This window comes from Bacteroidales bacterium, from assembly GCA_041671145.1.
Classification (GTDB): domain Bacteria; phylum Bacteroidota; class Bacteroidia; order Bacteroidales; family JAHJDW01; genus JAQUPB01.
Map to the genome: position 1 here is coordinate 75,703 of JBAZBZ010000001.1, position 24,418 is coordinate 100,120.

Genomic DNA, 24,418 nt, shown 5'->3' on the forward strand with positions numbered 1-24,418 from the left:
TTAATTTAAGTAATAACTGATATATATGAAATATATTACAGAACAGAATTCCCGTTATGATAATCTCGAAAGGATGAGCACTGATGAAATTTTAAAAAAAATAAATACGGAAGACAAAACCATTGCTTGTTGCGTTGAAAAGGCATTACCTCAAATAAAAATATTGACAAATCAGGTATTGAAGAAAATAAAAAACGGCGGAAGATTATTTTATATAGGTTCGGGTACAAGCGGACGACTTGGCATTGTTGATGCTTCGGAATGTCCTCCTACTTTCGGTGTTAAAAATAATTTGGTGATTGGCATTATTGCCGGCGGTGATAAGGCAATACGAAATGCCGTTGAAGGTGCCGAAGATAATTTTGAAGCAGGGTGGAACGATTTGAAAAAATATAAAGTAAATAAAAAAGATTTTGTAATTGGTATTTCCGCATCGGGCACTACGCCTTATGTTGTGGGTGCAATTCAAAAATGCGAACAGAATAAAATAACCACCGGTTGTATTACATCAAATAAAAATTCACCTCTTGCGGTAGAATCACAATATCCTGTTGAGGTTGTTGGACCCGAATTTATAACAGGCAGCAGCAGAATGAAAAGCGGTACTGCACAAAAAATGATTTTAAATATGGTGTCTTCCTGTGTGATGATTAAGCTCAATAAAATCAAAGGAAATAAAATGGTGGATATGCAGCTTAAAAATAAAAAACTTGTTGAAAGAGGTGCCGGAATTATAAAATCGGAATTGAAAATATCACACAATAAAGCAAAAGAACTACTTTTAAAATATGGAAGTGTAAGGAAAGTTCTGGAAAATAAAAAATAAAGTTTTTAAAAAAGTATTTCTGTTTTTATTAATTTTATTTGTCAGGATTTCATGTCCTTCAAAAATAATTTACAAGTATCATCAATACTTTTATTTATCGGAATAAATTCAAAGTTTAATCTTTCTTTTATCTTTTTGCTTGAATAAAAATACTTATTGTTCGCTGTTCTTGCAGTTTCGGGAGTTATAATATCATAATCATTACCGAATAATTTCAATAAAGTATTTACCGCTAATGCAATTTTGCTGATAAACATATTTACGCGGATATATGGTCTTTTGCAATGCAAACTGTCTGCTATCAAAAAAAATAAATCTTTATAAGTTAAATTTTCAGACGAAATAATAAATCTTTCATTCTTAATTTCTGAGTTCATTAATTGAATCATAGATTTTACTACGTTTCTCACATCAACATAACCGTTAACTCCAAGTGTATAATATTTCATTCCTTTGCTGACAGTATAAATTAAATTGGCACTTCCTTTTTTCCAGTCGCCGGGACCTATGATAACAGAAGGGTTTACAATTACAGCATTCAAACCGTTTTCTATTCCTTTTAAAATTTCTTTTTCGGCAGAATATTTACTTTTTGAATAATTTGAATTATGGTGAGATTCATTCCATGTGGTTTCTTCGGTAATCTCATCAATTTCTCTTTTCGCTCTTCCTATTGCTGCAATGGAACTTATATAACATATTTTTTTTATTTTATTTTCAATTGCTGCATGGACAACATTTGCAGTTCCTTCAACATTTGTTTTCACCATCAGTTCAAAATCTTTTTTATGAAAGGAAATTTTAGCAGCACAATGATAAACTTTTTCTATTCCTTTCATTGCGATTGTCAATGCTTGCAAATCGCATACATCAGCATCAACCCAATCAATGCGGGAAAATATTTTTTCGTAATCATTAGAATAATAACTGAATATTTTTTTTGTAAGGTTAAGATTGCTTTCGCTTCTTTTAATTGCTTTTATTCTTTCTTCTGTTTTTAAAAGTTCAAATAAAAGATGCGAACCAACTAAACCTGTACCGCCTGTTACTAAAATCATTGAATTTTATATATCAAATTTTATTCCTTGTGCCAAAGGAAGCTCATTACTGTAATTGATAGTATTGGTTTGTCGTCGCATGTATTGTTTCCATGAGTCGGAACCGGATTCGCGACCGCCGCCGGTATCTTTTTCACCGCCAAAAGCACCACCGATTTCAGCGCCTGATGTGCCGATATTAACATTTGCAATTCCACAATCAGAGCCACATTCTGATAAGAATTTTTCTGCTTCACGGATATTTAAAGTAAATATTGCCGAAGATAAACCTTGCGGAACATCATTGTTTATGGCAATTGCCTCATCAATGGTTTTATATTTTATAAGATAAAGAATAGGAGCAAATGTTTCTTCCTGAACTATTTTAAAATTATTTTTTGCTTCTGCTAAAACAGGTACAATGTAATTTCCCGAAGAGTATTTTTCACCTTCAAGAACATTTCCACCGCAAATAATATTTCCGCCTTCTTTTTTAATTTCTGCAATTGCGTTTAAAAAACTTTTAACAGAAGAATTATCAATTAAAGGACCAACTAATGTATCAGGTTCGAGCGGATTTCCTATTCTGTTGGTTATTTGCCTGTATGCATTTGTTAATTTATTTTTAATTTCATCGTAAACTTTTTCCTGTATAATCACTCTTCTTGTTGAAGTGCATCTTTGACCACATGTTCCAACCGAGCCGAAAACAATGGAATTTACTGCCATGTTTAAATCGGAATTATCGGAAACAATAACTGCATTATTGCCGCCAAGTTCCATAATAGTTTTGCCGAGCCGCTTACCTGCAATTTCCGAAATGCGCTTTCCAACCTTTGTAGAGCCGGTTACTGAAAATAAAGGTATTCTTTTATCGGCAGCGAAATTATCACCAAGCACCGATGATTTTGCAACGAGCATGCTGAAAATTCCTTCGGGTAAATTATTTTCTTTTAAAACTTTTGCAATAATGTTTTGTGTGGCAATTGCACAAAGTGGAGTTTTTGAACTTGGCTTCCATATTACAACATCACCGGCTGCTGCTGCTAACATGGCGTTCCATGCCCACACGGCAACCGGAAAATTAAAAGCAGAAATTACTCCTACTATTCCAAGTGGCTGATACTGGTCATATATTCTGTGTTCTTTTCTTTCGGAGTGCATTGTAAATCCATTAAGCAATCTCGACTGACCAACAGCGAAGTCGCAGATGTCAATCATTTCCTGCACTTCCCCTAATCCTTCCTGATATATTTTTCCCATTTCAAGAGAAACAAGAAATCCTAAGTCATCTTTATTTTTCCTTAATGCATCTCCAATCTGGCGAACAATTTCTCCGCGTTTTGGTGCGGGTATTGCACGCCATGTTTTAAATGCTTTTTCGGCTGTTGCCATCACTGCTTCGTATTCCTGAAGTGTGGCGTTTTTAACTTTTGCGATTTCTTTATTGTCAATTGGTGAAATGGAAGTTGTGATATCACCTTTTGCTTCCAGCCAAATTGTACCGGTGGTAACACCACTATTCAAAGGTTTAATTTCTAACCTTTCCAAAACAGAAGTTATATTTTTTTTCATCTATTTAAATTTTGTAAGTAATTAATATTTCTGCTGTTAATTTGCTGTTATGTTTATTTAACTTTTTTAGTTGCTCCCTCGCACAGCCGAAACACCAGCTGGTCGCGAATATCCATGCCTTTCTTCGTTGAAAACAGCATTGAATTTTTAATCATTTACGGTTTGTGCAACCTATTTTGTTTGCATGGATATTTCATAATGGATTTTGATTATTAATTATTATTTATTAATTTAATTCCTACTCCATAAACGGATATCTGAAATCAGTTGGCGGTGCAAATGATTCTTTAAGTGTTCTAGGGCTTGTCCATCTTAAAAGATTCATGTCGCTGCCTGCTTTGTCGTTTGTACCCGAACCTCTTGAGCCGCCAAATGGCTGCAAGCCGACTGTTGCACCTGTGGGTTTATCGTTGATATAAAAATTACCTGCTGCATATCTTAGTTTTTCACAAGCACTGGCAATAGCAATTCTGTCGGTTGAGAAAACAGAGCCAGTCAATCCGTAAGGTGATGTTTCTTCACAAAGCTTTAATGCCTCATCATAATCTTTATCATCGTAAACATAAATTGTCATTATTGGTGCGAATATTTCTTCGACCATGGTTTTGTAATGTGGATTTGTAGTTTCAATAATTGTAGGTTCGAGAAAATATCCTTTTGATTTGTCGCCTTTTCCGCCTGCAATAATTTTAGCATCGGTTGAATTTTTAGTTTCTTCAATATATTTCATGGCATTATCAAAAGCAGGTTCGTCAATCATTGCATTCACTAAATTTTTAAAATCCCTTACATCACCCATTTTTATTTCATCACACATTTGTAAAAGAAGTTCTTTTATTTGCTTCCATAATGATTTAGGTACATATCCACGTGATGCAGCAGAGCATTTCTGTCCCTGATATTCGAAAGCGCCTCTTGTTATTCCCACTGCAACCTCAAGTGGATTTGCCGAAGGATGTACAAAAATAAAATCTTTGCCTCCTGTTTCTCCGATAATTCTCGGATATGATTTGTAATTTTGAAGATTATCGCTCATTTTCCTCCAAAGCCAGTTGAATGTTTTGTTAGAGCCGGTGAAATGAATTCCTGCATAATATTTATGTGATAAAACTGTTTCTCCTATCATTGAGCCTTTGCCGGGGACAAAATTAATTACACCATCAGGCAATCCTGCTTCTTTAAATATTTTCATTAAATAATAATTGGAATATAAAGAAGTGGATGCAGGTTTCCATACTGTTGTATTGCCCATCAATACAGGCGACATATTCAGATTGGAAGCAATAGCGGTAAAATTAAAGGGGCTTACGGTAAAAACAAAACCTTCGAGGGAGCGGTATTCCATACGGTTTAGTTGGTTGAAGTTCGATTTCGGCTGGTCGGAATAAATTTTTGAAGCAAAAAAAGCGTTGTACCTCAGAAAGTCAACAGTTTCACATGCAGCATCAATTTCTGCTTCACGAATATTTTTGCTCTGACCAAGCATTGTTGCTGCGTTTAAAAGGTGTCTGTGCCTCGTTGATATGAGTTCGGCAGCTTTAATAAGAATTGATGCTCTTACAACCCATGAAATGTTTGACCACTCTTCATGTGCCTTGAGAGCCGCATCAATAGCCATCTTCACTTCTTTCTCGGTTGCTAAATGATACGTTGCGAGTATATGTCCGTGAGCATGAGGCATCACTACTTTTGCGGTTTTGCCTGTTCTTATTTCTTTTCCGCCAATGATTAAAGGTATTTCAATCTCTGATGACTGGAGAGTTTCAATTTCTTTTGTTAGTTTTTTTCTGGCTTCACTGCCGGGTTCATAATTTAATACTTCTTCATTTTTGGGGTCGTAGAAATTAAATAGTGCGTTGTTCATTTTATTTATTATTTTTAAAAATAAAAGAAAATAATTTCGAAAATATGTGGAATACAAACCTACATGATTTTTTTGAAATCGCAAAAACATGATGAAAAAGTATAGAAAAAAATGTTCTAATTAAAGTTCATCGCAGGAAATTAAAAGTGTTTTCCGAGAAATTGAAAGTTATTATCTTGCAATTATAAGTTATTCCAAAGAAATTGAAGATGAGAGCAAAAAAAATGAAAGTAATATTAAAGAAATAAAAGATGCAAGCAAAGAAATGAAAAGTGCGGGTAAATAAATTAAAGATGAGAGTGAAGAAATTGAAAGTAATGTTAAATTTTAATATCTTCGTTTTATAGCTTGGATAAGAATCCTTCGAGAATACCGAAATTGGCTTTGTTTCTCAAAAGCCGTTTTACTGCCCAATCGAATCGTATAAGATTTTTCATTTCAATGTTTTTTATTAATGCAAATTTACTGTTTTTTTAAAAACTACTAAAATAAACGCCAAAATAAAAAAGGCGTTGTTTTTATTGTAACGCCTTTTCTTAGTTTTATATTTTTCTTTAATTTTTAATAAACTTTCTAACAGTTACGCCATCTTGAGCTACAACTTTTATAAAATAAATTCCGCATGGCAAAGTGCTGACATCAATTTTCGTTTTGTTATTTGTTGTTTGTTGTTTTATCACTTCTTCTCCGTTTATGTTATAAATTATAATTGTGCTTTGTTTTGCTGTTTGCGGGAGTTCGATTGTTATTTGGGTGTTTGCCGGATTTGGAAACACTTGCAATGCCAAATTTGTATTCACTGCTTTTTTTGAAACATCATTTGCTTTGTCGTCAATTCTTGTGATTGCTGTGTTTGTTAGAACAGGCACATTAGCATCGAAATAAATATATGCTTTGTTGGTGATTGAATCATCTTTTATCAATGTATTGTTTATTTTCACTTTGTATTTTACAAAGCCATGACTCTTTGGTTCGTTAATATTGCTATCGGGCAAAAGTATGTTATTGAATTTCCACTCACAAACTCCTAATGCTCTCATGCTGAAAACGCATGAATGGCTTGAACCAATGGTTTCCAGAGTGGGTATATTAAGATTTTCATCAAGAGTATCTTTAATTATAACCGTATAAGCTGTATCGTTTCCTGTGTTCTGAAAGTTTACAGTATAATTCAGATAAGGTTCGCTTGCAACTTGATTTGGTGTAATTAATTCTTTAGACACAATTTTATCATTTGGGTCGTAAGAGTTGGTAACAAACTGATATATTGTATCTGCATTGTCAAAAAGGTATGCATCTGTTAGTGCAGGTACTATTGAAACAGTTGAATTCAAATAAACACCAACCATAACAGACGAAGGTATATTAAATTTTATATTTATATATCTTCTTTCACCCGGTAATAAATTAGTAAAGTCCCATTTAACTGTATTGCCTGACTTAAAAGAATGTGCTGGCTCGCTTGAGGTGTAATTTAACCCGCTGTTGAAAACCAATTGCACATAACCATCTGCATTTTGATTTCCTGTGTTTTCATAATTTATATAATAATATGTATCAAAGCCCGGTCTTGCTCTGTTTGATGCAGTTAAGCTAACTCGTACATCATAAATATCTGGTGTGTAAATACCAAATTTATTTACTGTATCTGTTGCATTAGTCATTGTCTGGCTTGTTGGAGTTACCGTACTGAACTTTGGCGGGCTTGGAATATTTATATTATATGTTCCGCTTATATAATTTACTTTATAACTGCCTAAGCTATCGGTGCTGTAATAATAATCTTCTGAGCCCTGATTTTGATGAACAATTATATTTGGCAATGGCGGTTCTCCTGCATCTTTTACTCCATTATTGTTTAAATCATTATATACTGTTCCTGCTTTTATTAAGTTGCAAATACCGCTTCCTAATACTGATACAACTGCATTTGTTATGCAACAATTTACGTTTATGCTTGGAGGAGAATCTGAGTACTCGGAAACAGTTAAAGTATATGTAGTTGTGTGGGTGGGTGAAACAGTAATACTTTTTGCTGTAGTAGTGTTACTCCAAATATATTTACAATTACTATTAAATCCACTACTTGTATTAATAATTGCAGTCATTCCATTGCAAATAGAAGGGTTACTGACAGTAATTAAAGATTCTGGCGGAAGAACTGTAACTATGGAATTGCCAGGGTTTGTACAACCGTTTCCATCTGTTCCTGTTACAGAATAAGTTGTTGTGATTGTAGGAGAAACGGTAATAGAAGAAGAGTTTCCTAATGAATTACCCCATGTGTATGTAATAGCTCCTCTTGCAACAATTTCTGTTATTGTTCCCGAGCAAATTTTCTCAGGACCCTGTGCGGATATACTTGGCTTTGCATTCACTGTTACTGTTGCTTGAGCAGTAGCGGTGGAAGGAGTATTGTCGGTAATAGTTATTTTATATGTTGTAGTCCCATTTGGCGTAACAATAATAGATGAAGTTGATTGTCCTGAACTCCATGTATAACTATAAGGTTGTACGCCACCGGTTGCTGTTGCTGTTAAAGTTGTTGAACTGCCGTTACAAATTGTTTTAGAATTAACCATTACACTTAATTGAGCAAAAGCACTCGCAAAAGCAAGTGTAACGATAATTGAAAGTAGAAGTAGTTTTTTCATAAGTTTTTTTTTAAGTTAATGTTTAATTTATTTTTCAAGGACACACCCTTGTATTCCCTCTCAAGAGGGAAGCTAACACACTTGCCTCGCTTTTTTATTTTCAATTATTAATTTATATTCCGACAAATGTAATAATAAAAATTAAAAAAAGGCAATCCCATTTTAGTATTCGCCAGTGTTTTTTTATTATCCGCTGGTATATTTTTATTATTCGTGTAAAACATAGTTGTTGATTGATATTTGCTTTTTTGCGACTTTATACTTATGACTTACGACTTTTTTTCATTATTAACTATTAATTATTAATTATTTTTCGCTTTTTACTTGACTTTAGCAATTATATTTAATATATTTACATATAAATTAGCACAAATCAAAAACAAGCTATGCAATCCTAATTCTACCCTTATAAAAACCAAATTAATCTTTATGACTCAATTCTACCCGGCTTGTGAAGGTGCAACCGGATAAAAACGGTAAAAGTCCGAACAAATCCCAATGAGCTTCACTAAAGGGGTTTATTAAACAATTAAAAACTAAATTTTATGAAAAAGTTTCAGGAAAATAAACTGAACATGTACTATGTAGTGCGTAGTACGGATGAAAGGTTTCAGTCGTCATGGACTGGTAACGCACCCTTTGCAGCATCGCACAATGCGTTTGTTGCAATAATTCCTTTAATAGAACAAAACAGGGATGCACAGATAGTAGAAAACACAGGAGTTACTATCGACAAAACACTAAAACGCGATACGATGACCGATAAGGCGTTGTTTATTGCAAACCGCGTAAAGTCGTACGCAACGGTAACGGGAAATAATGAGTTGCTTGGAAACGTGAAGTACACAGCTTCGGATATGAAAAAAGCAAGGGATACGGATGTGGTTGGAATTTGTGATACAATATGGGCAAAGGCAAATGCAAATGTAGCTGCATTGAGCACTTATGGGGTAACAGCGGCAATGCTAACCGATTTGCAGGCAGCAATAACGGCTTATGTAGCTGTAATACCGAAACCGCGGGCAACAAGAACGCAAACAAAAAATGCAACAGAAAATATTGAAATGTTTTTCAAGCAGGCAGATGATATTCTGACAAAAAGATTGGATGTGGATATAGAAGTTTTTAGAGCGACAAAACCTGATTTCTACAGTCAGTATAAAACAGCAAGAATAATTTTAGGTTCCGGAAACGGATTAACTTCTGTAATTGCATTGGCATTAGAAAAAAATTCAGGAATACCAATGAAAGGAGTTAATTTTACATTCAAGTTGGATGGAATGGTGGTATCGAAGAAGACATGGATAAAAGGTCATTTCAGATTGCCGAATTTACCGGAGGGTGAATATACATTAACTGTGAGTAAAATAGGCTGCAAAACACAAATTCTTACAGTGGACGTGGTAAATAATGAAACAACAATAGTTCGTGTTGATATGGAAAAATCAGATGGATGATGAGCGGCATGGAGAAAAAAGCAGTAAGTGAGTAAAGGGTGGACAGAATTATTTGTTCGCCTTTTATGATTTTTTACCGCTAAGGCGCTAAGACGCAGAGATTCAATTATTCATTAGGGTCATTCGCTAAAATATCCTCCCCAAAATTTATTTTATATTCTTTTTTCCCTGATGAAAAAAAACCAATCCGTCGGTTGACGGACAAGGCAAAACTCTGCCATGATTCCAGCCATTTTCAATTCACAATAATTTTTCTCACAACAGTATTATTTTCTTTTCCAAAAACAATTTTAATAAAATACATTCCCTTATCAAATTTTGATAAATCAACTTTTGCGTTATTTCCTTTTTCATAGGATTTGAAAGTTATAGAACCTGTAATATTATAAATAATTATTTGTGAAATATTTTTTTCTGATTTAATATTTAGGGTTTGCTGAATAATTATAAACTTCAATACTATCAATAAATATCATTTGAAATTTAACAATAAAGTGCAAGGATTTTTCAATTGTTATTTTAAAAACCTTGCACTTTAATTATAATTATTATAAATTGTTTTTTCTTTATGTTACTTTTGGTTTGACCCAAAAGTAACCAAAAAGTCAAGGCAAAACGAAGCTTCCACCCGCTCTGCAATATTTCTGAATTCTAACAAAGCGAGTAAACTTCTTTGTAAGAATTTTACGAAATATTGCATTCACAGCCAACACACGCTCGCCGTTTTGCCTGGCCTACGCTCCGCTTTTAATATGCGTTTGAAAGTTGTTTGGGAATAGAGCTTACTTTTTCAGCAGACCCTAAATACCCTTAGTATAATCTAAAATATCTATTACGGTTTACCAATAATTTTTTTACTTTTGATTTTATAAGAGATAAAATTAAATAAAACATGACAATTTAAAAAGTTAAAATTAATTAATATGTTAAGTAAACATATTGTTTAACATTTATATAAAACATTACGCTTAAAAAATTTTGTTTTAGTATTAAAATATTATACATTTATAGCAAAATAATTTTGTTTTAACTATTTTTTATAAGTTTTGAAAACATATAGGTTAATATTTTATTTATTAATAATATCAAATGCAATAACTGTATTTGCTCAAAAGCCAGTGGCTGATTTCAGCAATAATGATTCGTCGGGCTGTGATATTGTTATTGTTTCATTTACGGATTTATCTTCCAATAATCCTACTTCATGGAAATGGAATTTTGGAAATGGAGTTAATTCAACATTGCCAAATCCAACATGCGCATATACTAATCCGGGAACATACACTGTAAAGCTTGTTGTAAAAAACGCATCCGGAGAGGATTCAATTACAAAAACAAATCTTATTACAGTTTTTAAATCACCTACAGTTAGATATACTGCAAGCAAATTAAATAGTTGTCCGCCTTTTACAATATTCCTGACAGATAATACAACACCGGGAAGTTCAGGGCTTGTAACCTGGCAATGGGATTTTGGAGATGGAAGCTTTTCAAACTCTCAAAACACAAGTCATACATACAATAATACTGGAACGTTTTTTATATCTCTGAAAGTAACTGATGTAAACGGATGTATTGGTTTTTCAATAAACACCGATAGTGTTAAAATTCATCCTGCTCCTGTAGCGGGTTTTACTTCAAATGCTCAAACTTCGTGCTTCCCGCCATTTACAGTGAATTTTACAAATACTTCTACCGGTAATTCAAGTTTAACATACTTGTGGAGTTTTGGGGATGGAAGTACTTCCAATGCAGTAAATCCAAACCATACCTACAATAATATTGGAAGTTATAATGTTTCACTGACTGTTACTGATACTTCAGGATGCGTTAATACATTAAATATTCCCGGTTATATTAACATTACAGGACCCCTGACATATAAAGCAAATTTCTCTGTTTCAGATACAACAAGTTGTTCGTCTTCGGTAATATTTACAGACCTTTCGTCTGTCGGAACAAATTTGTGGCGTTGGTATTTCGGCGATGGCGGTTCGAGTACTCAGCAAAATCCAACGCATGCTTATGTTTCATCAGGAACATATACTGTTACTTTCATTGCATCAAACAATCTTCCATGTGCCAGTCAGCCGTCAGATACAATGATTAAGACAATTCATGTAATTATTTTCAATAAACCGGTTGCAAATTTTTCTGTTGATGACAGCATAGGTTGTAATGCTCCATTTACAGTTAATTTCACCGATTTGTCGCCATCGGCAACAACATGGAATTGGGATTTTGGAGATGGGGCAACAAGTACAGATGAAAATCCAACTCACACTTACAACTCAGTGGGAACGCATGTTGCAACATTAACTATTACCGATAGTAACGGCTGCACTGCTATAAAAACAAAAAATATTTACATGTCTGTTCCATCGCCATCTTTTATAGTAAGTGATACCATTGGCTGTGCTCCATTAACAGTGAACTTTACAAATTTAAGCACCTCAAATTATCCTATAACAAATTATTTGTGGAATTTTGGTGATGGGGGCACGTCTAATCTGATAAATCCCTCTCATGTATATTCCGACTCCGGGAGTTTTAGCGTAACCTTAACAGTTATAGATATTAATGGATGTCAAAATTCAATTATATATAAATACATAAAAACGGGAATCAAACCGAATGCAAACTTTTTTTCAAATGATACTAATGTTTGTCATATTACTATTGTGGGGTTTAATAATACTTCAAGTATTTATGCAAATTATTTTCATTGGAAATTTGGTGATTCAACAGAATCTTTTGACAAAAATCCGGGACATCAATACCAAGATACAGGATATTTCAGTGTAACTCTTATTACCGGATTTAACGGTTGTTATGATACATTGGTAAGGCATAATTATATTCATATTTGGCCTCCTATTGCCAGATTCATGGGCGTACCGCGCATAAGCTGCACTGCCCCGCTTACTGTTTCTTTTACCGACTTGTCTCTTGGAGCAGATACTTATACCTGGTTTTTTGGTGATGGAAGTCCTGTAAGTAATCTTAAGAATCCCACACATACTTATACGAGTCCGGGTTTTTACAACGTGAAACTTATAGTGAGTTCTCTTAAATCTCCATTTTGCCTCGATTCTGCTGATTATTTTCAGTATATTATAATTTCTGAAATAATACCAGGGTTCACACAATCCGGTATTTATACGTGTATGCATAATACAATAACATTTACTGACTCTTCTTATGCAAATACCGCAATAAGCAAATACGCATGGGATTTCGGCGATGGTTACAGGGATACTGTTTTTTCACCAACTATCGTTCATCAATTTGACAGCGCAGGAACTTTTAATATAACCCATACAGTTTTTGATATTTTGAATTGTAATAATTCTATTACAAAAAACAGTTTTATTACTGTTTACAAAAATCCCATTGCTTCATTCACCATCGACACTACTTATGGGTGTGTGCCTCTTAATGTGGCTTTTAATCCTTTGCCATCAATTGTTTATCCGCCTGCTGTATTAACACGATGGGAATGGAATTTTGGAGATGGTTCACCGCTGGTTATTGATTCAACAGGACAAGTAATACACCATATATATACTGTTCCGAGTTATCCGGGAAATTATTGTATAAGTCTTCGTATTATTGATTCGAAAGGATGTGAAAATAATTATGTAAACAATAATTGCATTACGCCAACTTTCCCCAATATAAGCATTTCTTATGATTCAGTAACCTGTTACAACGATTCATTTCGTGTGATTAATAATTCAACGGGTGCAGGACTTAATTACACATGGAACTTCGGCGATGGAACACCTGTTGATAACGCAAGAAATCCCGCACATCTTTATACTGTTACAAGCACTAAAAATTTCTCGGTTACTTATATTGTATCAGATGCAAATGGCTGTGATACTTCAATTGTTTTTCCAATTACAATTTCAAAACCTATAGCGCATTTTTATTACGATTCTATTGTAAGTAACTGTCCGCCTATATTTGTAAATTTTCATGACTCATCTACTTCCGATGTTGTTTCATGGATATGGGATTTCGGAGACGGCAATATAATCAGTGGAATCTCCGAACCGCAACATGTTTTTAATAAAGCAGGTTATTACGATGTAACTTTAATTGTTACCAATATTTATGGTTGCGTAGATACATTTATCATGAAAAATCTGCTAATAAAAGGACCTTTCGGAACTATCAGCTACAATCCGACACAAGGATGTGCACCTCTTACAGTAACTTTCACATCACAAACACAGAAAGCAACAACATTAACATGGATATTTGGCAACGGAGATGTGGCGTTTGGCGGAAATGTAATATACACATATCCGGATTCTGGTACTTTTATACCAATATTGCATCTTCACGATACTTCGGGCTGCGATGTAAATATTATCGGAACTCAACCGATAACGGTTTATCCAAAACCTATTGCAAATTATACTGTAAATAACGGATGTATAAATACTCCTATTAGTTTTACTGATAGTTCAAAAACATTTCCGAATAATCCGCTCGTTTCTTATGATTGGAATTTTGATGATGGTACAAGTGGAAGCGGTTTGATTATGAGTCATAACTATACAATTGGCGGATTTCATAATCCATCACTTATTGTTACTACAGATAAAGGATGTAAAGATACAGCCAGCAAAACCATTGAAATATATAATCCTAAAGCTAAATTCAGTTTTCAGAATGGGTGTATTAATACTCCTATTAGTTTTATTGATTCTTCATATAGTACCAATCATATAATTAATTCGTGGAATTGGGATTTTGGTGATAGTACAACAGCAACCAATAAAAATCCTATTCATACTTATGATTCAGCAGCAACATATATAGTTTCTCTCTCTGTTACGGATAATATGAGTTGTCCGCATGATACAAGCATGACTATTAAGATTTTTCCGCAACCTGTTGCCCAATTTTCAAATCCTCCTATTTGTGCAAATAACTTAACTCCTTTTAATGATTTATCTGCGGATACAAGTGGAATAAATTCATGGTCGTGGAATTTTGGAGATGGCGGTACATCTAATATTCAAAATCCATCCCATTCATATTCAAACTATGGTACCTACCAGTTAGTAATGATAGTGCAATCAGGAAATGGCTGTAAAGATACGGTGAGCAGGAATATTATTGTAAATTCATTGCCTGTTCCGAATTTAACGGTAAATAATGTATGTGAATTAATAAACACGAATTTTATAAATAAATCAACTATTCCGAATGGAAATATTGTTTCGTGGACATGGGATTTTGGTGATGGTCAATTTCAGAATAACGGTGATACTGTTCCTCATGCTTACATTCATGGAAATACCTACACTCCCAAAATTATTGCTGTTTCCGATAGTGGTTGTGTTGATTCTATTGCAAAAATTCTTACAATTTATTTTAATCCTAAAGCAAACTTTATTTCAGATTCTATTTGCTTGTATAATACTACGACAATTACCGATTTATCAACTTCAAAGGGAAGTGAAATAAACAAGTGGAGTTGGGATTTTGGTGATACAACAACAGCAACAACTAAAAATCCTCAGCATAAATATAATATTCCCGGCAATCATTCTGCAACATTACAAGTTACCACATTACAAGGATGCATTAGCGATACAACGATTGATGTATATGTAAAATATTTGCCGCTTGCACAATTTGTAATACCCGATACCATTTGTGCAAAGCAAACTATCAGCACTAACAATTCTTCCGTTGCTCCTGCCGATGGAATAATAAATATATGGCAATGGGATTTCGGAAACGGAACTACATCTTCAAGCAAAGACACAACGATGCGTTATGTGTCTCCCGGAAATTATAATGTATCGCTCATTGCTATTGCAAATACCGGGTGCAGTGATACTGCCGGTAAACATATAATTGTTTTGCCCTCACCAATTGCTTATTTTTCAGCTAAACCATTAATTACAACAATGGTTTTTCCGCAAATCGAATTTAAAAATCTTTCAGATAGTTATGTAAAATGGTTATGGAAGTTCGGCGATGGCAATACATCAATTGAAAAGGACCCTTCGCATACTTACAATGATACAGGAACATATAATATAGTTTTATATGCATATAATATTTTGAATTGTTTGGATTCATTCAGTTTGAAAGTTACTATCAAAACTGAATTTGCTTTTTACATTCCCAATGCTTTTTCTCCTAACGCAAATGGGGTAAACGATGTGTTTAACGGTAAAGGTGTTTGCATTTCAAAATTTGAATTTTTAGTATTTAACCGTTGGGGTGAAATAATATTTAAATCTACTGATAAATATAAAGGTTGGAACGGCAGAACTCATAATGGCGAATATGCTCAAATTGGTGTCTATGCTTATGTTTTCAATATTACAGATTATAATGGGGTAAACTATCAGTATATAGGACGAGTGAGTTTGATTAAATAGAGTTTGTCCAGAATGTCCGATTTCTTCATTATTCATTAACTCCCCACTCCGTGGCATTGCTTGTATTTTTTGCCGCTTCCGCATGGACATGGGTCGTTGCGACCTACTCTTTTTTCCACTCTTATTGGCTCCGGACGCTGCTGTTCCTGCGTGTTTGCAATTTTAGGCATTGTGTCATCGGTGCGGCTTGTTCGCAGTTTGCTCATGTCGGTTCGCTGCGGTCCTCTTGATTGACGAACATTCTTTTCATCCTCTTCTGTCGGCAGGTTTCCTTTCGACAAGAATGATATCACGTCCTTGTTCATTTTCTGAAGCATGCTTTTGAACAACTGAAATGATTCAAATTTATAAATCAGCAACGGGTCCTTTTGTTCGTAAGCGGCATTTTGTACCGATTGTTTTAATTCATCAAGTTCGCGTAAGTGTTCTTTCCATTCATTATCAATAATTGCGAGAGCTATTGTTTTTTCAAATGAAAGCACAAGCTCTTTTCCTTTTGTATTATAGCATTTTTTGAGATTTGCAAGAACATTTACTGTTTTAGTTCCATCGGTAACAGGAAAAACAATATTTTCATAATTGGTATTTTCGTGAATGTTTTTTATAACCGGTAAAGCCATTTCAGCCATTAATTCCGATTTATGCTTATAATATTCGTGTGAGAGGGTATAAATTTTTTCAATTATTTCATCAGGATTTACTTTAAAAAATTCCTGTTCATCGTAAGGACTTTCTATTCCGAATGTCTTAAACAATTCGAATTTAAAACCCTCGAAATTTCTCGTATCATAATATTCATTTGCAATATGGTCGCAAACGTCGTACATGGTATTTATAAGGTCAGTCGAAAGACGTTCACCGTAAAGTGCATTTCGTCTTCTTGTATAAATCACTTCACGCTGTGAGTTCATCACATCATCGTATTCGAGCAATCGTTTTCGTATTCCGAAATTATTTTCCTCAACTTTTCTCTGAGCACGTTCAATGGATTTTGTAATCATTGAATGTTGAATAACCTCTCCTTCTTTAAGTCCGAGAGTATCCATCATTTTTGCAATTCTGTCGGAGCCGAAGAGTCGCATCAAATCATCTTCGAGTGAAACAAAAAACTGTGTAGAGCCCGGGTCGCCTTGTCGTCCCGAACGTCCGCGCAGCTGCCTGTCAACACGGCGTGATTCGTGGCGTTCGGTTCCTATGATTGCGAGACCGCCGGCAGCAACAACACCAGGACCAAGTTTTATATCTGTACCACGACCTGCCATGTTTGTAGCAATAGTAACTGTTCCTGCCTTACCGGCTTCGGCAACTATTTCAGCTTCCCGCTGATGTTGTTTTGCATTAAGAACATTATGTTTTATTTTTCTTAGTGTCAACATTCTGCTTAGGAGTTCAGATATTTCAACAGAAGTTGTACCCACAAGAACAGGTCTTCCGTTTTTTACGAGGTCAACAATTTCGGTAATAACGGCATTATATTTTTCGCGTTTTGTTTTATGAACAAGGTCTTCGTTGTCTTTTCTGACAATCGGACGGTTTGTAGGAATAACAACTACATCGAGTTTATATATGCTCCAGAATTCACCTGCTTCGGTTTCGGCAGTACCTGTCATCCCGGCAAGCTTATTGTACATTCTGAAATAATTTTGTAAAGTGATTGTTGCAAAAGTTTGTGTAGCTGCTTCAACTTTCACATTTTCCTTTGCTTCAATTGCTTGGTGCAATCCATCGGAATAGCGGCGTCCTTCGAGAATACGACCGGTTTGCTCATCAACAATTTTAACCTGATTTTCCAGAACAACATATTCGGTATCTTTTTCAAATAAAGAATATGCTTTTAGCAATTGGTTTATTGTATGTATTCTATCTGATTTTATTGAAAAATTCACCATCAGCTCATTTTTCTTCCTCATCTTTTCGGCTTCCGATAAATTTGATTTTTCCATTTCTGCAATTTCTGCACCAACATCGGGAATAATAAAGAAATGAGGGTCATCAGTATTGGAGGTAATTAGGTCAATTCCTTTTTCAGCCATTTCGATACTGTTATTTTTTTCATCAATAACAAAAAATAAAAGTTCGTCAACCTTGGGCATATTCTTCGACTGGTCCTGCATGTAGAAATTTTCGGTTTTCAGCAAAAGAGCTTTTACTCCGGGTTCACTTAGGAATTTTATTAATGCTTTATTTTTTGGTAATCCTCTGTAACACCTAAGCAAAGGTAATCCTGCCTCATCTTCTTTTCCTTCCGAAAATAATCTTTTAGCATCTGCAAGAAGTGTATTTATAAGGTTTCGTTGGGCATTTACAAGCTTTTCAACTTTGGGTTTCATTTCGTTGAATTCCTGTTTTTCGTCATCCTTGCCGGTTTGACCTGAAATAATCAGAGGTGTACGTGCATCATCAATCAGAACAGAGTCGACTTCATCAACGATGGCGTAATTATGACCTCGCTGAACTATCTCTTCAACACTGCGAGCCATATTGTCTCTCAGATAGTCAAAGCCAAATTCATTATTTGTTCCGAAAGTTATATCTGCCAGATATGCCTGTCTTCGTTCATCGGTATTCGGTTCGTGCTTGTCGATGCAGTCAACTTTCAATCCATGAAATTCATATAAAGGACCCATCCACTCGGAGTCGCGTTTTGCAAGATAATCGTTTACGGTTACTAAATGAACTCCTTTTCCTGTGAGTGCGTTTAAAAATATCGGCAGAGTTGCAACAAGAGTTTTTCCTTCACCGGTAGCCATTTCGGCAATCTTTCCCTGATGCAGCACAATTCCGCCAATAAGCTGAACATCGTAATGCACCATGTCCCATTTAATCATATTCCCACCTGCGAGCCACTGATTTTTGTAAATCGCTTTATCGCCTTTTACTTCAATATTTGCTTTGACAGCAGCGAGGTCTCTGTCCATCTGAGTTGCAGTAACTTCAAGAGTTTCGTTTTCGAAAAAACGGCGTGCAGTTTCTTTCATTACGGCAAATGCTTCGGAAAGGACTTCTTCGAGTATTTCTTTTGTTTTTGCTTTTACGGCTTTATCAAGAGCATCAAGTTCGGAATATATTTTTTCTTTTTCTTCAACGCTTAATTCGAGATTTTCCTCAAGTTGAGTTTTAAGCTCCTTTATTTTTGATTCTTCTTCATTAATAAACTCATGAATTCTGCTTTTTAAATTCTGAGTGATTGCTCTTAATTCATCATTGCTGATATTTTTATAAGAATCGAAATGCTGATTAATAACAGCAATAAAAGGCGAAATTTCTTTTACATCTCTGTCGGACTTTTTACTAAACAAACTACCTATGAGATTTGTTACAATGTTTGACATTTTAATAAAATTAATTTGAAAGCAAAGTTAAATAAAAAAGTTGGAATGATTGAAAAAAGAAAAAACGATATTTTAATTTGCATTATTTGCAATACAGGAAAGATAAGATAAAAAAGAGATTGCATTAAAAAGTAAATGACTCGTCCTAAAAAAAGTTTACAGGTTTTTCTCTCCGGCTTTAATTATTGTGCGAAAAATAAAAAAATCACGAAGAAGAAAAATGATTGTTTCAAAAATTCTTTTATTATTCTTTCAAAAAATATCACTATTTTTGGCTTAATCTTTGAATTGAAAAAATAAAAAGACAAATATGTTAAAAAAGATTTTTTATATAGTGCTTTGCATAATGCTTTCAAGTTGCATGTCGCCGCAAAAGATGGTGATAAATGGAATGTATGATGCGGCAATAAATAAGGCAGTTAAAAAAATAAAAAAACATCCGGCAAAAGAAAAATATGTTCAGCCATTGGCAGATGCATTTCGTTTGGCAAATCAGATAAGCAACGAGAGGATAAAATTTTTGAAACAAGAAGGAAGACCTGATACGTGGGACGAAATTCTTGTAAATTATTCGGCATTGAAAATACGTCAGGATGAGGTAAAAACACTTCCGCAAAATGTTTTGAACAAAATCGGATATTCCTATATTGATTATGACAAGGAAATAATTGCTTCAAAACAAAAAGCTGCTGACTACAATTATGCACATGCTGTGGAACTTTTAAAAACAAACAATAAAGCCGATGCACGCAAAGCTTATGATGAACTGATGGAAGTAAAAAAATATTATAATAATTATAAAGATGTTGATGTATTAATTCAAAAAGCAATAAATATTGGCACAAGCTATATTCTTTTCCGAATGGAAAATAAAACTATTATCCCTTTGCCTCCAAGATTTGAAGAAGATTTGCTGAAAATAAGTTTAAACGAATTTAATGATTTATGGCATAATTATGATACAAAGCCCGTGAGCGGACGCATTTATGATTATTCAATTCTGGTAAGAATTAAGTATATTAATTTCACTCCAGAATCAGTGAAAGAAAACAGTTACACCGAATCTAAAGATGTTGAAAACGGCTGGCAATATGCACTTGATAAAAACGGAAATGTAATGAAAGATAGTTTGGGTAATGATATTAAAATTAAAAAATATAAAACTATTACATGCACAATCAGAGAAACCATAATGAAAAAATCGGCAAGCTTAACCGGAACAATTGATTTTATTGAAAATAATACAAACCAGCTTATAAAAACAAATCCGCTCACTGGCGATGCAATTTTTGATTATGCTTATGCAACTGCTTATGGTGATGTTAATGCTTTGAAAGACGAAACAAAAAAGAAACTTCGTTCTGCTGCTCCATTTCCTGCAACACCTGAATTATTAATGATGGCAGTGGAGACAATGAAAAGTGCATCGAAAAATATTGTTAGCAATAACAGGAATTTATTATATTAATTAAGTTTTAATTTAACATAAAGCTAAAAATAATTTTAAAAATTAAACAATTTAAAAAAAACAAAAAATGGTAAACCAAGAAATGCAAGCAAAAGTAGAAAAGGCAATTGAACAGATTAAGCCATATCTTCAGGCAGACGGAGGAGATATTAAATTTGTAGAAATAACCGACGATTTAATTGTTAAGGTTGAACTACAGGGAGCATGCGGATGTTGCCCTATGAGCACGGTAACATTAAAAAAAGGAGTTGAAGAAGCCGTTAAGAAAGCTGTTCCCGAAATAAAATCGGTGGAAGCAATTTAATTTGAATCAATCAAGCTGTTAAAATTTCATGAGGCTGTCTCAAAAGTCCTTTGAGTGCCTTTGAGAATACCTTTGTGCGACTTCGTGGTTAAGTTAAAATATTCAACCACAAAGGACTCAAAGTATGGCGCAAAGGAACACAAAGTAAAAAAAACAACAATATTTTTCTTTTGAGACAGCCTCGAAATTCCATCGGAAAATAACTTCTTAAGAAAAAACCGAATCATGTTTCGTTATGGAAATTATAGTTTATGTAATAATTTTTTTATTTTTTCTTTTGATAAAATTTAATAAAATTATTATACGAATTATATTTCAGAAACGACTATGTGAAGAAGATGAAGATTTTATTTTAAGAAAGTATAAATATTACAGGAATTTACCGAAAATATTACAAAAAAAATTCAGCAGAAGAGTACGTGAATTTATCGAAAAAAAGAATTTTGAAGGACGAAAAGAACTGGAAGTTACAAACGAAATGAAGCTTCAGATTTCGGCAACAGCAATAATGTTGACATTCGGATTTGAAAAAGATTATTTGTTAAGCGGACTTGAAACAATAATAATTTATCCCGAAGATTTTTTTTCGAATTCAACAAAAACATATAATAAAGGTGAAACAAACATGGATGGTGTAGTTGTTTTCTCGTGGAAAGATTTTCTTGATGGATTTAAAGATGAACACGACAATATAAATTTGGGACTTCATGAACTTGCTCATGCTTTTGTTTTAGAAAATAAGTATATAGAAACTTTAAGCGAATGTTTTGATATAAATTATGAACGTCTTGGAGAAATGATGGTAGAAAGCAATTTAATTGAAAAGACGAAAGAATTAAAATTTTTCAGAGAATATGCTTACGCAAATAAAATGGAATTTATTGCATGTGCTATCGAAACTTTTTTTGAATCACCAGAAGTTTTCAAAAAAGAATTGCCGGAGCTATACAATGTAATTGCCGGCATGCTGAATCAGGATGTCAATAAAAAAATATATGAAGAAGTTGATTTGATTTGAATATCAAGCATTTTGTAAGGCTTTTTATAAACAATACCTAACAGGTATCCAAGACCTGTTAGGTATTGTGCTTTTTAGACAGCCTCCAATTAAAATTTAAACCCTATGAGTTTTATTCAAAATAAATTTATAATATATACAAACACTAATTATTACTACCAACTTTAGACTTTAAACATTAAACTTTAAACTCTTTATTCTTCTTTTGCTCTGAATGATTCCCAAACAAAATACGATACAAGTCCGATGAATGCCAGCAATGCTGTTATCTGGGCACCTATTGAGTTTTCATTACTCCATACTTTAAGATTAACTGCTTCGTTATCTCCAGTGAAGAATATTATAAATGCACCAATAACACCAAATAATGCAGCACCTGCAATAAAGCCCGAGGCAATTAATATTCCTCTTTGTACACGTGAGTTGGCAAGTTTTTCGTTTTTGGTGCTCTTGGTAAACCAATTATTAAGCAACCCTCCGACAACAAGAGGAGTGTTCAACGGAAGCGGAATAAACATACCCAATGCAAATGCAAGTGGAGAAATACCCAGCCAGTTTACCAGAACAGAAATAATAGCTCCAACACCAAGCAATACCCAGCTAACGCCTGTTCCCGACATTAAAGGTTCAATGATGGCAGCCATAGCATTTGCCTGAGGTGCTGTCATTGGATTTGGATGTCCGGTTGATTGAGTAAAGCCATATGCCTGATTCAGAATAAAAATAACTATGCCTACAGTTGCCGCAGAAACTAAAGTTCCCAGAAATTTGAATGATTGCTGTTTTACAGGTGTTGTTCCCAGCCAGTAACCTACTTTTAAGTCAGTAATGAAACCACCTGCCATAGAAAGCGCCGTACAAACGATACCTCCGATTATTAATGAACTGACCATTCCCTGCCATCCTTTTAAACCAACAGATACAAGAACTACTGAAGATAGAATAAGTGTCATCAAAGTCATTCCCGAAACAGGATTTGTCCCTACGATAGCAATGGCATTTGCAGCAACAGTTGTAAACAGGAATGAAATAATAAGTACTGTTATAAGAGCCACAATTGCCTGCACAAGTGTAATTTTAACTCCGAAGATTAGAAATAAGAAAACGGCAATAAGTGTAAAAAGTATCAGCAACATTACAAATGACATTTTCAGGTCTTTCTGTGTTCTTTCCACTTTAACTTCCGATTGATTTTTTGCTCCGATACCAAAAGCAAGTTTAAATGCACTGCCTATTACCCCTGATGATTTTATGATGCCGATTATTCCAGCCATAGCAATTGCACCTATTCCGATTGGGCGAACATAAGATTTAAATATCTGTTCTGCTGTTAATGCATCAAATGGATTTGCACCTCCGCCTATAGTTGCCGCAATATTTCCAACTTCGTTAATTAATGGAATTAACACAAGCCATGATAATAAAGAACCAACAGTAATGATTAGTGCATATCTTAATCCTATTAGGTAACCAAAACTGAAAATCAATGCGCTCACATTGAATTTAAAAACCATTTTTACTTTTGTGGCGAGTATTTCTCCTAAAGGTATTATACGTGTAGTAATTTCTTCACTCCAAAGTTTGAAAGCAGAAAAACAGAAGTCGAAAATACCGCCGATTAAACCGCTTACAATTAGTAATTTTGCTCCGCTTCCTCCTTTTTCACCCGTCATTAATATTTCTGTTGTGGCTGTTGCTTCAGGAAAAGGAAGCTTGCCGTGCATGTCTTTCACAAAATATTTGCGGAAAGGAATAAGAAATAATATCCCCAGAAAACCTCCCAATAAAGATGAGAAAAATATTTGCCAGAAATTTATTTCGATTTCAGGATATTTTGCCTGCAGGATATATAGCCCCGGAATGGTGAATACTGCACCCGCAACAATAACTCCCGAACATGCACCAATGGACTGAATGATTATATTCTGCCCGAGTGCATCTTTTCTTTTAGCTGCCGCAGAAGCTCCCACTGCAATAATTGAAATTGGTATAGCTGCTTCAAATACCTGACCTATCTTTAATCCGGAATAGGCAGCAGCAGCCGAAAATATAACTGCCATCAGCAAGCCCATTCCTACCGACCATGCAGTAATTTCGGGAAATATTGAACCCGAAGGCATAACAGGTTTATATTCTTCACCCGCATTAAGCTCTCTGTAGGCATTTTCAGGTAAACTTTTTGTTTCTGTAATTTGTTCCGACATAGATTTTTATTTTTAAATTTTGCGGCAAATTAAGAAATAATTTTAAATTAATGTGATTTTGGGATATAAATTATTTTATGGCGACTCTAATAAAGAAATCCGAAAAGCCAAAGAGGGATTTTATTATAAGTGCCTGTTAATATATCGTCAGAAACTACGAATGCATTTTTCTTATTCATTTGTGCAAAAATAACAATAATTGCTGAAATAAAACAGCAATATTATACATTTTTTTTACAGATAAACATATAAAATTATCATATTGT

The 24,418-nt window shown here is 34.1% G+C and carries 13 protein-coding genes; 6 read left to right on the forward strand and 7 right to left on the reverse strand.

The features are described 5' to 3' along the window. Positions 1–25: 25 nt before the first annotated feature. On the forward strand, positions 26–826 hold the full coding sequence (murQ, locus tag WC223_00335; protein MFA6922675.1) for an N-acetylmuramic acid 6-phosphate etherase: 801 nt from the start codon (positions 26–28) through the stop codon (positions 824–826). A 41-nt stretch (positions 827–867) separates the two neighbouring features. On the opposite strand, the gene WC223_00340 is transcribed toward murQ, so the two are convergent. From WC223_00340 to WC223_00355, 4 genes are all read right to left on the reverse strand, one after another. Further along, on the reverse strand, positions 868–1,884 hold the full coding sequence (locus tag WC223_00340) for an NAD-dependent epimerase/dehydratase family protein (GenBank protein ID MFA6922676.1): 1,017 nt from the start codon (positions 1,882–1,884) through the stop codon (positions 868–870). 6 nt (positions 1,885–1,890) lie between these two features. Next, complete coding sequence (locus tag WC223_00345; protein MFA6922677.1) at positions 1,891–3,438, reverse strand: aldehyde dehydrogenase family protein; 1,548 nt, start codon at positions 3,436–3,438, stop codon at positions 1,891–1,893. A gap of 238 nt (positions 3,439–3,676) precedes the next feature. Continuing rightward, positions 3,677–5,302: an L-glutamate gamma-semialdehyde dehydrogenase gene (gene pruA, locus WC223_00350; GenBank protein ID MFA6922678.1), complete on the reverse strand. Its 1,626-nt coding sequence runs from the start codon at positions 5,300–5,302 to the stop codon at positions 3,677–3,679. A 554-nt stretch (positions 5,303–5,856) separates the two neighbouring features. Then, entirely contained in the window at positions 5,857–7,956 is a 2,100-nt protein-coding gene (locus tag WC223_00355) for a T9SS type A sorting domain-containing protein (protein ID MFA6922679.1), read from the reverse strand. Between the two features lie 545 nt (positions 7,957–8,501). On the opposite strand from WC223_00355, the gene WC223_00360 reads away from it, so the two are divergent. Next, entirely contained in the window at positions 8,502–9,413 is a 912-nt protein-coding gene (locus WC223_00360; GenBank protein ID MFA6922680.1) for a carboxypeptidase regulatory-like domain-containing protein, read from the forward strand. A gap of 235 nt (positions 9,414–9,648) precedes the next feature. Here WC223_00360 and WC223_00365 read toward each other — a convergent pair whose 3' ends face one another. Continuing rightward, positions 9,649–9,879 carry a T9SS type A sorting domain-containing protein gene (locus WC223_00365; protein MFA6922681.1) on the reverse strand — a complete coding sequence of 77 codons (231 nt, stop codon included), beginning with the start codon at positions 9,877–9,879 and terminating at the stop codon, positions 9,649–9,651. A gap of 580 nt (positions 9,880–10,459) precedes the next feature. On the opposite strand from WC223_00365, the gene WC223_00370 reads away from it, so the two are divergent. Beyond that, the gene (locus tag WC223_00370; protein ID MFA6922682.1) at positions 10,460–15,826 is read left to right on the forward strand and encodes a PKD domain-containing protein; all 5,367 of its coding nucleotides are present in this window, start codon (positions 10,460–10,462) and stop codon (positions 15,824–15,826) included. A gap of 35 nt (positions 15,827–15,861) precedes the next feature. Here WC223_00370 and secA read toward each other — a convergent pair whose 3' ends face one another. Further along, positions 15,862–19,158 (reverse strand): preprotein translocase subunit SecA, encoded by a 3,297-nt coding sequence (gene secA, locus WC223_00375; protein ID MFA6922683.1) that lies wholly within the window; start codon positions 19,156–19,158, stop codon positions 15,862–15,864. A 310-nt stretch (positions 19,159–19,468) separates the two neighbouring features. Between secA and WC223_00380 the strand changes: the two genes are divergently transcribed. From WC223_00380 to WC223_00390, 3 genes are all read left to right on the forward strand, one after another. Next, the gene (locus WC223_00380; GenBank protein MFA6922684.1) at positions 19,469–20,626 is read left to right on the forward strand and encodes a hypothetical protein; all 1,158 of its coding nucleotides are present in this window, start codon (positions 19,469–19,471) and stop codon (positions 20,624–20,626) included. Positions 20,627–20,693: 67 nt separating this feature from the next. Further along, a complete protein-coding gene (locus WC223_00385) occupies positions 20,694–20,930 on the forward strand; it encodes a NifU family protein (protein MFA6922685.1) in 237 nt (78 codons plus the stop codon). A 235-nt stretch (positions 20,931–21,165) separates the two neighbouring features. Then, positions 21,166–21,948 carry a zinc-dependent peptidase gene (locus WC223_00390; GenBank protein MFA6922686.1) on the forward strand — a complete coding sequence of 261 codons (783 nt, stop codon included), beginning with the start codon at positions 21,166–21,168 and terminating at the stop codon, positions 21,946–21,948. A gap of 194 nt (positions 21,949–22,142) precedes the next feature. Here the strand turns inward: WC223_00390 and WC223_00395 are convergent, their stop codons facing one another. Beyond that, on the reverse strand, positions 22,143–24,152 hold the full coding sequence (locus WC223_00395; GenBank protein ID MFA6922687.1) for an oligopeptide transporter, OPT family: 2,010 nt from the start codon (positions 24,150–24,152) through the stop codon (positions 22,143–22,145). Between the last annotated feature and the right edge of the window lie 266 nt (positions 24,153–24,418).